The organism is Nostoc mirabile CHAB5784 (genome assembly GCF_020829645.1).
Taxonomy (GTDB): Bacteria; Cyanobacteriota; Cyanobacteriia; order Cyanobacteriales; family Nostocaceae; genus Nostoc; species Nostoc mirabile.
Genome location: NZ_JAIVFS010000003.1, coordinates 174960 through 188496, shown reverse-complemented (window position 1 = coordinate 188496; position 13537 = coordinate 174960). Strand labels below are relative to the sequence as shown.

At 43.2% G+C, this 13537-nt stretch carries 12 protein-coding genes; 7 read left to right on the top strand and 5 right to left on the bottom strand.

Annotation, left to right across the window (positions count from 1 at the left end; genetic code table 11):
• Window positions 1-22 precede the first annotated feature (22 nt).
• The 3 genes from pstA to pstS all read right to left on the bottom strand — a co-directional run bounded on the left by pstA (window position 23) and on the right by pstS (window position 3241).
• Complete coding sequence (pstA, locus tag LC653_RS04170) at window positions 23-904, bottom strand: phosphate ABC transporter permease PstA (protein WP_229492753.1); 882 nt, start codon at window positions 902-904, stop codon at window positions 23-25.
• 19 nt (window positions 905-923) lie between these two features.
• Window positions 924-1874: a phosphate ABC transporter permease subunit PstC gene (gene pstC / locus LC653_RS04165; protein ID WP_229492752.1), complete on the bottom strand. Its 951-nt coding sequence runs from the start codon at window positions 1872-1874 to the stop codon at window positions 924-926.
• 185 nt (window positions 1875-2059) lie between these two features.
• Window positions 2060-3241, bottom strand: a complete 1182-nt coding sequence (gene pstS, locus LC653_RS04160) for a phosphate ABC transporter substrate-binding protein PstS (protein ID WP_229492750.1) — start codon at window positions 3239-3241, stop codon at window positions 2060-2062.
• 896 nt (window positions 3242-4137) lie between these two features.
• Between pstS and LC653_RS04155 the strand changes: the two genes are divergently transcribed.
• The 4 genes from LC653_RS04155 to LC653_RS04140 all read left to right on the top strand — a co-directional run bounded on the left by LC653_RS04155 (window position 4138) and on the right by LC653_RS04140 (window position 8873).
• Window positions 4138-4725 carry a biotin transporter BioY gene (locus LC653_RS04155; RefSeq protein WP_229492748.1) on the top strand — a complete coding sequence of 196 codons (588 nt, stop codon included), beginning with the start codon at window positions 4138-4140 and terminating at the stop codon, window positions 4723-4725.
• A 93-nt stretch (window positions 4726-4818) separates the two neighbouring features.
• Complete coding sequence (gene lspA / locus LC653_RS04150) at window positions 4819-5295, top strand: signal peptidase II (RefSeq protein ID WP_229492747.1); 477 nt, start codon at window positions 4819-4821, stop codon at window positions 5293-5295.
• A 249-nt stretch (window positions 5296-5544) separates the two neighbouring features.
• On the top strand, window positions 5545-6177 hold the full coding sequence (locus LC653_RS04145; protein ID WP_229492745.1) for a hypothetical protein: 633 nt from the start codon (window positions 5545-5547) through the stop codon (window positions 6175-6177).
• 425 nt (window positions 6178-6602) lie between these two features.
• Window positions 6603-8873: a transglycosylase domain-containing protein gene (locus LC653_RS04140; RefSeq protein WP_229492744.1), complete on the top strand. Its 2271-nt coding sequence runs from the start codon at window positions 6603-6605 to the stop codon at window positions 8871-8873.
• A gap of 68 nt (window positions 8874-8941) precedes the next feature.
• On the opposite strand, the gene LC653_RS04135 is transcribed toward LC653_RS04140, so the two are convergent.
• Together LC653_RS04135 and LC653_RS04130 are read right to left on the bottom strand one after the other, a co-directional pair.
• Complete coding sequence (locus tag LC653_RS04135; RefSeq protein ID WP_229492742.1) at window positions 8942-10354, bottom strand: DUF4335 domain-containing protein; 1413 nt, start codon at window positions 10352-10354, stop codon at window positions 8942-8944.
• The gene (locus LC653_RS04130; protein WP_229482797.1) at window positions 10351-10977 is read right to left on the bottom strand and encodes a DUF3038 domain-containing protein; all 627 of its coding nucleotides are present in this window, start codon (window positions 10975-10977) and stop codon (window positions 10351-10353) included. The genes LC653_RS04135 and LC653_RS04130 overlap by 4 nt, the downstream gene beginning before the upstream one ends.
• 487 nt (window positions 10978-11464) lie before the next feature.
• On the opposite strand from LC653_RS04130, the gene LC653_RS04125 reads away from it, so the two are divergent.
• The 3 genes from LC653_RS04125 (at window position 11465) to LC653_RS04115 (ending at window position 13515) form a co-directional block, all read left to right on the top strand.
• Window positions 11465-11983, top strand: a complete 519-nt coding sequence (locus LC653_RS04125; RefSeq protein WP_229482798.1) for an adenine phosphoribosyltransferase — start codon at window positions 11465-11467, stop codon at window positions 11981-11983.
• Window positions 11984-12063: 80 nt separating this feature from the next.
• Complete coding sequence (locus LC653_RS04120; RefSeq protein ID WP_229492740.1) at window positions 12064-13110, top strand: ABC transporter permease; 1047 nt, start codon at window positions 12064-12066, stop codon at window positions 13108-13110.
• Window positions 13111-13233: 123 nt separating this feature from the next.
• Window positions 13234-13515, top strand: a complete 282-nt coding sequence (locus tag LC653_RS04115; RefSeq protein WP_229492738.1) for a hypothetical protein — start codon at window positions 13234-13236, stop codon at window positions 13513-13515.
• Window positions 13516-13537 lie beyond the last annotated feature (22 nt).

Below are 13537 nucleotides of genomic sequence, written 5' to 3'. Positions count from 1 at the left end.
CCGCTATATAGATGCTATTTGACTAAGCTTTCTTGCGAGTTGCCCAGCGAGCGATGATACTTGTGATTAGAACCATCAATACCAAAATTAAAGATGCTGCCCAAGCTAGTGATTGCCAATTTTTAAACGGAGAAATAGCATATTTGTAAACCAAAACAGCAAGGGAAGCTGTGGGTTCAAATAAGCTACCAGGCCAAAAGTTGGAAAATAGCGCGGTAAATAGTAAAGGTGCGGTTTCTCCAGATGCTCTGGCGATCGCTAACGTTGCCCCAGTTACAATTGCAGGTAGGGCTGCTGGCAACACTACTTGTGTTACTGTTTGAAAGTTAGTTGCTCCTAACCCTACAGATGCTTGTCGCAAATCTTGCGATACTAACTGCAAGGCTTCATCAGTGGTTCGGACAATAATTGGCAACATCAAAATTGCCAGTGCAAACCCTCCACCGAGAGCAGAGTATGATCCTAAGTTTAACTTTACCAGTGTCAAAACTACAATGCCATAGGCAAATACTCCAGCAATAATTGACGGGACTCCACTCAGGACGTTAGCCGCAAAACGTACCCATCTCGCTACTTGGGCCGAGCTAAATTCTGTGATGTAAATCGCCGCCAAAACACCAAATGGGATGCTAATCACCGCAGCAATTCCTACCATTAATAGTGTGCCTAAGATTGCATTACCAAAGCCTCCTCCCTGTTGTAAAGCTTTAGGTGGCAGTTCAAAAAAGATGCTGGGAGTCAAACTGCTAAAGCCTTGAATAATGACGTAAGAAAGTACTGCTAGCAAAGGCACAAGTGCCAATACCCCACAGATAAATGCGACTATAGTCATTACTGTATTAAACAGTGTCCTTTGAGACATGGGAGCGCGAGTTAGACTGCGCTCTGGAAAACTAGAAGTCATAATTCAACCCAAAACTAAGCTACAGTCGCTTGACTCTCAAAACGATAAACTCGGCCATGATATTAACTACCAAAGTCAAGAAGAATAGAACTAAAGCAGCGTACATTAAAGCCGAAACTTGCAAACCACTAGCTTCTGAAAATTGATTCGCCAGTAGAGAAGAAATCGTATTGCCTGGTGCTAACAGTGAGATACTAATGTTGTTGGAATTACCAATCAACATTGTTACAGCCATTGTTTCTCCCATTGCCCGACCGAGTGCCAACATCACAGCGCTAACTATCCCCGAAAAGGCTGCTGGAATCAGAATTTGTAAGATAGTTTCCCATCGGGTTGCTCCTAGTCCTACGGCGGCTTGGCGCAAACTGGAGGGTATAGAAATCAAGGCATCGCGTGATAGAGCTGTGATGATGGGCAAAGTCATAATTGCTAATATGACTCCTGCCGGTAACATTCCTGGGCCTGTAGGGGAGGTGCTAAAAAATGGTATCCAGCCAAAGTAACTATTGAGCCATTTTCCCAAATTAGTTAAGATAGGCACTAAAACAAAAATACCCCATACGCCGTAGACAACGCTGGGAATAGCTGCGAGCAGTTCTACTGCAAAAACCAGTACCAACTTCACTTTGGCGGGTAAAAAATCCTCGCTTAGTACAATAGCAGTACCAACTCCAATCGGTACAGCTATCAGTAAACCGATAAAAGAACTCAAGAGAGTTCCATAAATTTGAGGTAGCACCCCGTAGGTATCATTAACTGGGTTCCAAATGGTGTTAGCTAAAAAGCTAGCACCAAACTTTTGGATGGCAGGCCCAGAAGCAATTGCAACCTGTAAGCCGATCCATAATAAAGCGGCAGCAACCCCAAAGGCGAAAATTTTAGTAAGCCAAATGAAACCCTGATCTAGGGACTTTTCTACATCAGAGCGATTTTTTGTCGCTGATGAAAGGTTTTGAGAATTTGTAGTCATGACTACCGACTTTCACAATTAAATCAGAGGAAGATATGGGAGGCAACCATATCAACAAATTTGTTGCCTCATCGTCTTTTAAAACTGAGACACTGGTAACCCAGAGTTCCAAATTACAAATGGCTATAGTCTAAGTAAGCAGCCTAAAAATTATTCTCTAGGAATGCCTCATGTCTTGACTGTAGCTACTTGCTAGCACTAGTACCACTACCAACAGCGATTTTATACTCTGGACTGATTTGATCGGCAGCAGCAGCCACCTTTGTAATGACGTTTTGGGGTAGAGGAACATACCCTAGTGCAGTAGCCTGCTTTTGACCCTCAGTTAAGGCGTATTCGATCGCAGCTTCAACTGCCTTAGCTTTTGCCGCATCGGGATATTTCTTGTAAGCCAAAATCCAGGTGTAAGTGACGATAGGATAGGAATCAGCGCCTTCGGGATCGGAAATGAAGACGCGGAGATCAGGGGGTAGAGTCACTGATGCCAGAGTTTTAGAGGCTGACTCCTCAGTAGGTACAATAAACTGACCGCCTTTGTTTTCTAAAGCAGCAAACTTGAGACTATTTTGTTTGGCATAGCCGTACTCGACATAACCAATAGAACCTTGTGTTTGTTGGATTTGGGCGGTAACACCCTCATTCCCTTTAGCACCAACTCCCTTAGGCCAATTCACAGTTTTGCCTTCACCAACTTTAGTCTTCCACTCTGGACTAATAGCGCTGAGGTGTTTTGTAAACACACCTGTTGTTCCGCTACCATCAGAGCGATAAACAACTGTGATTGCCTCTTTAGGAAGCTTTACACCTGGGTTAGCCTTGGCAATTTGGGGATCATCCCAAGACGTGATTTTGCCTAGTAGAATATCGGCGTAAACGGCTCGTGGTAGCTTTAGTTCTGCAACATCTGGCAAGTTATAAGCTAGCACGATGCTACCAGCAGTTACAGGCAGTAAAATAACACCCTTATCGGCTGGCACTTTCTGGATTTCTTCATCTTTCATAGCAACATCGCTGGCACCAAAGTCTACAGTCCCTTTGATAAATTGCTCAACTCCAGCACCACTACCAACTGAGGCATAGTCAACTTGCAGGTTTGGATATTTTTTGTTTAGATCCGTAAACCATGTATCATACAGTGGTGCTGGGAAAGACGCACCAGCTCCGCTTAACTTGAGATTTCCACCCAAATCTAATTTGGTTGTGCTGGAGGCTGTGGTATCTGTAGCAGTGCCAGAAGGAGTATCCTTGGTGGCTGTATTATCTGGGTTTTGCTGTCCGCCACATGCAGCTAGGCTGATTGTCAGTGCTAACACTGAAACTGAAGCTGTGAGGCGATGGATTTTTGTTACACTAAGAGGTGAGGGCATCGCTATCAATGTTTGGGTAACTTTTCAGGTGAGCGCTTCTCAGGATACCCCTAAAGGATGAAGGTTAAGGTAAAGGATAGGTTAACAAAGCAAAAAATGCTTGTTTTTTTTTGATGAAGAACAAACACTCGTTTCTACTTTTACTTGATAAAATTTATACTGCTGCCTTACTCACATATTAGAAATAGTACCACAGTAAATTGGTTACAGATATTTACAAAACTCAATTATTAGTGTAACTTTATTTGTCAAGTGATAAAAAATATGTAAAAAGTCACAAAATGTGGTGGTATTTAAAAATTAATAAGTTTGGGAACCTATGAAACGTTCTTGCTGCTTATAGGTCTAAGCAGACTTAAGGTCATAACTAAACAATCTAAGTTTAGACAGTGAACTTATTGTTTAGAGAATGCAGAAGAAAAACCATAAATTGCCTATTTTATGGAGAGTAGGGGGAGCGATCGCTAAAAAATAGTGAATTAAGGACTATCTTTACCACTTTGTACCAAAAGTTGGCATTGAGTCTAGAAATTTCTAAAAATTTAGTTTAAATACTATATTTTACTAATATTAACATATTAGGTTAAATACTATAATCAGACTACGCTTCAGTCAATAAAATTACAGCTATAGACACCTAAGCCATAATTTCAGAACTGAAAAGTTACATACCAAAAAGGCAAAAAAAATATGCTAATTCTTAGAGGTGTCAGCACAAATCTCATTTTAACACTAATGAATATACTAGTACAGCAGGCGCGGAAATAAACATACCATTTGAAATGGCGCAAAAGCCTGAAATACAATTATGCGTGAATGCGTGAATGCGTGACTTCCGCCTTGCGGTACTAGTAGCTGTTGGTTTTTCCTTTTGCCTTTCCCTGGTTGACTGATAAATGTTTGCTGCTTCCAATCAATTACTATGGTCCATGATTGGCTTACTCCTGACAATGGGTGGCACCTTCCTAGACGCTTATGGCATCACCTTACCTTGGAGTTGGAGTAAGCACGGAATTCAGACAATTTCATTAGGTGTCACTTTTCAAGTTGGCGCAGTATTGTTGGTGGGTTGTTTAGGGGGCAAAAATGCTGGTGCGCTCTCACAAATTGCCTATTTAGTCATGGGGTTGACCTTATTACCCGTATTTGCCGATGGCGGCGGTATTGGTTATTTTAAGTTATCTAAGTTTGGCTATCTACTAGGCTTTATTCCTGGAGCTTGGATTTGTGGCTTGTTCGCTTTTAAAGCTAGACCTCGACTAGAAACTCTCGCCTTTAGTTGCGTCTGTGGCTTGTTAACTCTCCACCTATGCGGTATTACTTATTTGATTATTAGCTATATTTTCCAGTGGAAAGGCACAGAAAACCTACCCTTGATGCAAGCAATCCTTAGATACTCCTGGTTTGCATTACCAGGGCAACTAAGTGTGGTCTGTGCCGTTACTGTAATAGCATATGTATTGCGTCACTTAATGTTTTATTAGTCATGAAGGGGCTAGAGGCTAGGGGCTAGAAATTTAAAATTCTTCTAATCCTTAGTTCTTAGTCCCTAGTCCCTAATCTTAGCCCCTAGTTTCATGCGTTTAAAAAATCGCCTTTTCTGGATAGCTGCCTTCATAGCTTTTTTCTTAGATCAAATAACAAAATACTGGGTGGTGCAAACCTTTAGCTTGGGGCAAACACTACCACTCTTACCTGGAATATTTCACTTCACCTATGTCACTAATACTGGTGCCGCTTTTAGTCTGTTAAGTGGGAAAGTAGAGTGGTTGCGCTGGTTATCTTTAGGAGTGAGTTTAGTATTGATAGCGTTGGCCTTGTTTAGCCCAACGTTAAATTTGTGGGATCAGTTGGGCTATGGCTTGATTTTAGGTGGAGCTATGGGCAACGGTATCGATCGCTTTGTTTTAGGCTACGTCGTTGATTTTCTTGATTTTCGCCTGATTAACTTTGCTGTATTTAATGTGGCAGATTCATTTATTAGTATCGGTATTGTTTGCCTGTTAATTGCTTCCTTGCAAAAAACACCGACTTCAACTGACAGGTCGCATTAAACTATTAAGCCTGGGATGATTAATCCCAGGCTATTGGTTACTCAACCCTTGCTCAGTAGTATATGCAAAGACTTGATCTATTGGTTCTGGCAATTTTGAGTTTTTGATCTTACACCAGTTTGCATAACTGGTGTAAGAGGTCAAGATGCACTGGCGATCGCTGATGGCAAACTAGTATTCAGATTATTATGCCTCAGCTTTTAATTTAATTATCGACTAGGAGTTGGCGAACTAGAGCCTGGAGTATTATTGGGAGAACCAGTACTTGGTTCGGGATTGCTGTCAGTAGTACCAGACTCAGGTGTAGTTGGGTTTCCTGGTACGGTAATGCTGCCAGGAACGGCAGGATCAGATGGAGTAACGGTTCCTGGTGCTGGTGGAGTTAAGTTGCTAGGAGCGCCAGGATCAGATGGAGTAACGGTTCCTGGTGCTGGTGGAGTTAAGTTGCTAGGAGCGCCAGGATCAGATGGAGCAACGGTTCCTGGTGCTGGTGGAGTTAAGCTAGGAGCGGTAGGATCAGATGGAGTAACGGTGGTTCCTGGTGCTGGAGTGCTTTCGGGAGTGGCAGATCCAGATCCAGGTGCAGTTATGCTATCTGGTGCAGTTGTGCTATCTGGAGTGCTTTCTGCTGGTGCTGTAGTGCTACCAGGAACGCTAGGGGTGAGTGCTGTGCCGCCCGGACAGCGGGAGTTGAGCGGAAAATTCTCGCACAGAATTTTCATCCCTTCTGGCGACATTTTAATTTCCGTTGGTGCACTAGTTGAGTTGGTACTGGATTGGGCTATGGAGGATTTACTAGATTCAGCTACAGCAATGTTAGCGGTGAATGCTAAAGATAAAGCTGCACCAATCAGACTCAGAGATTTTCCCATCATTCTGTAATTAACCTCAACGGAACACTCGGCCCATTAAAACAGACAATAGGATTTAGAAAATCTTCCTAAATGAATATATTTAGGTTTGTTTCAGAATATGTGGATATGTAAAATTGGTAAAAATTAAATCTGTTGTCTATAAATAACTAGTGTTTAAAAATACAACTTTAAAACTATGGTTGTAGTTATATAACTAGTAATATTAGACTCAATAAGCCTTTGAGAATGGAGAGAAAATTTGTGTTCCTGTAGATAAGTTACAAAAATTACAAATAGTTTTTGGTAATAGGCTCAATTGAAGTATAAATTAGGTCAAAAAATTCCGTATAGACAATTTATGCTTTGGCTTATGAGTAAAATGATGAAAGACTAACATCTAAATTGATTGTAATTCGCCCGATTCTTCACTAAAAAGTGTGATGTGAATAGCCGATGAGTTCTCCCCAACCCCCTCAAAAGCCACAAACTTTACTTGGTCAACTGACTCAAGCGGTACATACTATCCAAGCTAGGGTCGATTTTTCTAAATTGGCACTCAAGCCTAATGCCAAAGTACCGGAACTCTGGGTGCAGGATGCGGGGGCGGATAAGGCAGAGGTATATCCACTGTTGGGCGATCGCTATATTCTAGGTCGTAGCTCCAAATCCAGCGATATCGTCATCCGTAACCCTGTTGTCAGCCAAATTCACCTGTCGCTATCGCGGAATTCTACTCAACGCACACCAGTTTTCGTTATCAAAGACGAAAACTCCACCAATGGCATTTATCGGGGCAAGCGTCGTGTCAATTCCCTAGAACTGCGTCACGGCGATATTCTGACTCTAGGCCCCCCAGAACTCGCCGCTTCTGTGCGGTTGCAATACGTCGATCCACCAGCCTGGTATGTGAAAGCTGCAAGTTGGACAGCTTATGGCGTCGGTGGTACTAGTGCCCTGTTAGCGTTAGTAATTGGTGTCGAATGGCTAAAATTTCAAGTTAAACCCCTACCTACAGCTACACGCGCCCCAGTAGTTGTTTACGCCCGTGATGGAGCCACTCCTCTGCGAGAGCCTCGGACTACCTCTCATGTAGACATGAAGCGTTTAGAGGAATTTGGCCCTTATTTGCCTGCTGCGGTGGTGGCTTCAGAGGATAGTCGTTATTACTGGCACTTTGGGGTTGACCCTGTGGGGATTTTACGAGCCGTGTTGATCAATAGCCGCAGCGGAGATGTGCAGCAAGGAGCCAGCACTGTTACCCAGCAAGTTGCCCGCAGTTTGTTCCGCGAGTATGTAGGCAGACAAGATACCCTTGGACGTAAATTGCGAGAAGCAGTTGTCGCCCTGAAGCTCGAAACATTTTACAGCAAAGATGATATTTTGCTGATGTACTTAAATCGGGTATTTTTAGGGGGAGATACCTCTGGCTTTGAGGATGCATCCCAGTATTACTTTGAGAAGTCGGCTAAAGAATTAACTTTGACAGAAGCAGCAACATTGGTAGGAATTTTACCTGCTCCTAACGCTTTCGATTTTTGTGGGGATGGGCCAAATAAGCTAGAAGCAGCTGAATACCGGAATCGCGTGATTAAGCGGTTGCTGGAGATGGGCAAAATTAAAGCTGAGGATGCGAACCGAGCTAGACGCTCCACTGTCCAAGTTAGTCCTAAAGTGTGTGAACAGCAAGCCAAGACGATCGCTCCTTATTTTTACAGTTATGTCTTCTCCGAACTTGAATCAATCCTGGGGGAAGGAGCCGCAAGAGAAGGAAATTATATCATTGAAACCAAGCTTGATCCAGCGATACAGAGTCAAGCAGAAGCAGCATTGAATAATTCAGTGAACAACGCTGGTAGAAATTTTAATTTTTCTCAAGGGGCGGTAGTCACTCTTGACTCTAGTACAGGCAGTATCCTGGCAATGGTGGGCGGGACTGATTACAGAAAAAGTCAGTTTAATCGTGCTGTTCAAGCCAAAAGACAACCAGGTTCCACCTTCAAAATCTTTGCTTACACCGCTGCTATTCAACAGGGAATTTCAGGATCAAAAAGTTATTCTTGCGCTCCTTTAACTTGGCAAGGCTTTACTTATAAACCCTGTCGTGCTGGTGCTGGCGCTAGTTTAGATATTGCCACGGGGCTGGCTCTTTCAGAAAATCCCATCGCTTTACGAGTTGCCAGAGAAATCGGGCTGAATAAAGTCGTGGCAATGGCACAGAATTTGGGAATAAAGTCAACCCTTGATCCAGTTCCTGGCTTGGTACTAGGTCAAAGTGTAGTCAATGTTTTGGAAATGACTGGTGCTTTTGGCGCTATTAGTAATGGTGGTATACGGAATCCTCCCCATGCGATTAACCGAATTTTAGACAGTGGTGATTGCCGCGATCGCAATGATATCAAAACCTGCCGTGTAATCTACTCCTTCGACCAAGATCCGGATGCCAACAAACGAGTGCTGCCAAACGGTGTAGCCGATGAGATGACTAGTTTGATGCGCGGCGTAGTCACAAGAGGTACCGGTCGTAGTGCTGCCATTGGACTGGGGGAAGCTGGCAAAACAGGCACAACTGATAAAAACGTTGACTTATGGTTCATAGGTTTTATCCCCAGTCGGCGGCTTGTAACTGGTGTCTGGCTAGGAAACGACAATAATTCCCCTACATCTGGTAGCAGCGCTCAAGCAGCTCAGTTGTGGGGAAATTATATGCGGCGGATTACAAAGTAAATTCGTAATTTGTAATTTCATAGTTAAAAATTACGAATTACGAATTACGAATTACGAATTACGAATTATTATTGATATCCCTGCCAAGGAGTAACTTCCATCGTGCCGCTAGGCTTAAATATCACTTGGAAGTGGGCGAGAGGTTCTTTATTGTTGGGAGCTGCTACATTGGAACCGTAGACAGCGTTGAACATCTTGGGAAGGGGTGTTTCGCGGAAATAGTCAAAGGCGACTTGGTTGAGTGGTTCATAGTCAGCAATTACACCATCTTTGTTGACTGCTACCCGATATTTCAAATCTCGCGTAAAGGTGGGAGTGCCACTCCAAGTTTGCCGAACTGTACTATAAAGCTTTTGGTTTAAACCTTTGACTATATTAGAGTCAGTAATTTTTGTACCTACTACCTCTGGCGTCCTAGCATATCCCCGCCAAGGACTAACTTCTAGCACACCTTTTGTAGTAAATACTACTCGGAATTGGGCGATCGGTTCATTAGAAATGGAAGGGCGCCTAGCTGGATTGTAAAGTACGTTAGGCAGAGGAGTTTGCCCCACTCCTACATTTGCCTCTTTATTCACCGCTTTATAACCAACGATCGCTCCATCCGCAGCTACACCCAGACGATAGATCAAATCCTGTTGCAATCCTGAGCGATTAGTCCAAGCTGGATGAACTTGGTTGTAAACTTGACGATTCAATGCACGCAACTGCGATGGATCAGTAATTTCTGGAACTGTATTTAAAAGTGCTTCTAAATCTTTAACTGCGGGCTTTGTATTAGCTGTGGATGTTGCTGTGGGTGTTGCAGCAGCTGATGCTGGAGTAGTGATATTGTTTGTTGTAGAGCTAGTTTGCTCATTTGGTTTAGGCTGCGGTGGACGCATTTGGGGAGGTGGAATCAAGTTAAAGGCGATCGCTGCTACTGCTAAACTTGACACACCCACAGCAGCAGGAACAGCCTGCCTAATCACAGCCTGACTAGCACCGCCATAGCGTCTAGTAACTGGTTGTAGTTCTAAGGAAAGTTCAGGTAAAGTTTGGGTATCAGCAAAAAACTGATCCACTGCTTCCACTAAATCAAACAACTGTACTGTATTCAAATCTATTTCAATAGGCGGATGTTTGGAATTGTTAGAGTGATCGAACCCCTCTGGAGCGCCTTCTGAATGTATAATTAACCTATGTCGGTTGCTGTCAATTTTCCGAAACTCTACAAGCTCCGATTCGTGGTTATGTGCTTGCGGATTGGGTACACTACTTAAAAATTCTTGGGCATAGCCACTAACAGCCCTCACCAAACTTTCAAAAAATTCCCGCCCTCCCGTTAGGGGTTGGTTGTAACCAGATAAATAACATTCTGCATTTACCAATATTGATAATTCCGGGCGCATTTCCTGGAAATGTGCAGCCCTACTGAGATCGCTTAACCCTTCTAAAAGCAGTGTACAATTAGGCAAACTGTACTTACGTTGAATATTCATTCCACTTCACCGTCAAAAAGACTAATCCAGAATCGCTGCATTCCAGCTGTACCAGTACAAAATAGTAATTGTCCTAACAAATTTATAGCTAGCTCATCTAATTTTGCATCAGAAGTTAATGCCAGGACACCAGAACGTCGAGCATTCATCCGGCTCTTAAAATGCGCTCTAAACCGCTCTAGGTAATTAGATAGGCGCAAATTCTGTTCTAATGGAATCTGCTTTTCTTCCATTTGCTGACATATCATTAGTAACTGGCGAATCACAACAGTTAAACGCCGTGCTATGTAGCAAGCAATGACCACCAGAGCTTTTGCTTCCATGATACTTAAGGGACGGCGCATGTGCGCTCTCCGTAGCGGATTAGAGCTACGCATCCGCCATAAATTTACCCTGTCTTTAACAATTCCTTTTAGATCCAACTCTTGAGCAAAAGTCAGGATTGCTTCCGAACCACCAAGCTCTAAAGCTTCAATTGCCAGTAAAATCAGGTCAATTTGCAGCCTGGTTCTGCGAGGACACGTTTTGGAAGCGATCGCAGGATCTGGCAAAGTGTCCAAAACCATCGGCAGTGAATCTTGAGTTGGACTGTTGAACGGCGTTAAACTTGCTGAGACATTCATTCTATAAATACCTTGTGCGGTTCCAACAGACTAGATAAAACAAATTTAAGATCGGTAGCCAAGACTTGAGCATTAGACTTGTAGCAGTAGCATGACTACCTGATATATACATTACTTAACTCTTTCTACTCAAAGTTTTCCTTATATTGAAATCAAAATTTTAAAACATAAGTTAATTCACCTCATTTATTTAGTGCAATACCTCTTCTAGCTTGATTTAGATTCTAATTATCGTCAATAAAGGGCGAAGCTTCAGCCTCGACCCCCAGCGTATGACATTATAGTGTACGATTTTTCAGGTATCTGAAATTTGGCATTGGGCACTTGTACTGCCCTTCGACTACGCTCAGGAACCGCGACTTGTGCCGAGCGACTTGTACTGAGCGTAGTCGAAGTAAGCCGAGGTAAGTCGAAGTATTGGGCATTGATTATTAATTCTTCTCCCTCATCTCCCATTCCCCACTCCCCACTCCCCACTCCCCATTTTATGGATTTGAAGTCTCTCGTTCGTGACATCCCAGATTTCCCTAAACCCGGAATTTTATTTCGGGATATTACTACCCTGCTGCGCGATCCAGAGGGACTGCGCTACACTATTGACTTTCTAGCACAAAAATGCAATGAATCTGGCATAACGGCGGATTATGTCATTGGTATAGAGTCGAGGGGATTTATTTTTGGTTCACCTCTGGCTTATAAATTAGGAACTGGTTTTATTCCCGTCCGCAAAAAAGGTAAGTTACCAGCAGCCGTTCATTCAATTGAATATGAACTAGAGTATGGTATGGACTGCCTAGAAGTGCATCAAGACGGTTTACACCAAGGTAGCCGAGTATTAATTGTGGACGATTTGATTGCCACGGGTGGAACTGCGAGTGCAACAGCAAAGTTAGTGCAGAAGATTGGCTGCGAACTAGTAGGATTTGGGTTTATTATCGAGCTACGGGATTTAGAAGGGCGTAAATATCTGCCGGACGTGCCGATTATCTCTCTAATTGAATATTAGTTATTTGTCATTGGTCATTAACAAAGGACAAATGACAAATGACCAATGACAGATGACAAAGGACAAAGGACAAAGGACAAATGACATCTACGAGAATTTCCTTGGAGACAGGTCGGGATTGGCTAATAACGCTAGTCACGAGCGAAACTTTTGTTTATGTGGTAAAGCGGATATTGCAGGCACTACTAACTTTGTTGTTGGCGTCGGCGTTGTCGTTTTTCATTATTCAACTCGCTCCAGGAGATTATGTAGATACGCTGCGGCAAAACCCGAAGATATCGCCAGAAAGAATTGAAGAAATCAAGCGGCAGTTTGGTCTAGATAAGTCTTGGCCAGAGCAATTTTGGCTATGGCTATGGCGAATCTTGACAAAGGGGGATTTTGGCACGAGTTTTATTTATCAACGTTCAGTAGCATCGCTGTTGTGGGAACGAGTACCAGCGACTTTACTATTAGCGATCGCATCTTTAATTGTCACATGGGCGATCGCCATCCCTTTAGGGATCTTTGCTGCTGTTAACCAAAATAAGCTAGCAGACCGGGTTTTACAAGTAATTAGCTACGCCGGACAAGGCTTTCCCAGTTTCATCACTGCCTTAGCGCTGCTGGTTTTAGCCCAAATCACCTCGCCCTTCTTCCCAGTGGGTAGCATGACTAGCATCAATCACTCGGAACTGTCGTGGTTTGGCAGAATCTTAGATATCGGCTGGCACATGATTTTACCCACCATCGCCCTCTCAATTACTAGTTTTGCTGGTTTACAACGCATCACTCGCGGCGAATTATTGGATGTTCTGCGTCAAGATTACATCCAAACGGCTCGTGCCAAAGGACTGCCAGAAAACCGCGTTATCTACGTTCATGCACTCCGCAATGCGATAAATCCCTTGATTACCTTATTGGGTTTTGAATTAGCTGGTTTATTAAACGGTGCTTTTATTGCCGAATTCTTCTTCAACTGGCCCGGTTTAGGGAGGTTGACTCTACAGGCTTTACAAGCTCAAGATTTATATTTGTTAATGGCAAGCTTGGTAATGGGCGCAGTCTTGCTGATTGCTGGTAATTTAATCGCCGATTTAATGTTAAAAGCCGCCGATCCTCGCATTCGCCTAGAAAATTTGAATTAGTCATTAGTCATTAGTCATTAGTCATTAGTCATTAGTCATTAGTCATTAGTCATTAGTTACTCTCTCCCCCTGCCCCCTGCCCCCTGCCTCCCCTACTGCCCCACTCTCCCCATCCTTATTTCCATGCTGTCCGAAGTCTATTACTTAGTGCGCTCAAAAACTGACGGTAATTATCTCATAGCTCGTCCTGATACCGAAACATCAGGTTATTTATTGCTGTTTCAGGAAAACTTTGATGCCCTTAGCTATCTCAACACCCATGCAGCAGACGTAGCCAATCGCTTTTCTGTGGAATCTATTGCGCGTACACAGTTAGGAAACTTGCTCAAACGCTGGGGTTTTAGGGGTGTGGGTATTGTAACTGACCCGTTATTGCCCAAAGTTGAGTTTTTACAGCACAGTTAAGCTTTACTTCCTCCTTTGTTAA

What these genes read in the sequence shown, in the direction of transcription:
- pstA (WP_229492753.1), bottom strand. Translation starts at nt 904, where the DNA reads ATGACTTCTAGTTTTCCAGAGCGCAGTCTAACTCGCGCTCCCATGTCT.
- pstC (WP_229492752.1), bottom strand. Translation starts at nt 1,874, where the DNA reads ATGACTACAAATTCTCAAAACCTTTCATCAGCGACAAAAAATCGCTCT.
- pstS (WP_229492750.1), bottom strand. Translation starts at nt 3,241, where the DNA reads ATGCCCTCACCTCTTAGTGTAACAAAAATCCATCGCCTCACAGCTTCA.
- LC653_RS04155 (WP_229492748.1), top strand. Translation starts at nt 4,138, where the DNA reads ATGTTTGCTGCTTCCAATCAATTACTATGGTCCATGATTGGCTTACTC.
- lspA (WP_229492747.1), top strand. Translation starts at nt 4,819, where the DNA reads ATGCGTTTAAAAAATCGCCTTTTCTGGATAGCTGCCTTCATAGCTTTT.
- LC653_RS04140 (WP_229492744.1), top strand. Translation starts at nt 6,603, where the DNA reads ATGAGTTCTCCCCAACCCCCTCAAAAGCCACAAACTTTACTTGGTCAA.
- LC653_RS04135 (WP_229492742.1), bottom strand. Translation starts at nt 10,354, where the DNA reads ATGAATATTCAACGTAAGTACAGTTTGCCTAATTGTACACTGCTTTTA.
- LC653_RS04130 (WP_229482797.1), bottom strand. Translation starts at nt 10,977, where the DNA reads ATGAATGTCTCAGCAAGTTTAACGCCGTTCAACAGTCCAACTCAAGAT.
- LC653_RS04125 (WP_229482798.1), top strand. Translation starts at nt 11,465, where the DNA reads ATGGATTTGAAGTCTCTCGTTCGTGACATCCCAGATTTCCCTAAACCC.
- LC653_RS04120 (WP_229492740.1), top strand. Translation starts at nt 12,064, where the DNA reads ATGACATCTACGAGAATTTCCTTGGAGACAGGTCGGGATTGGCTAATA.
- LC653_RS04115 (WP_229492738.1), top strand. Translation starts at nt 13,234, where the DNA reads ATGCTGTCCGAAGTCTATTACTTAGTGCGCTCAAAAACTGACGGTAAT.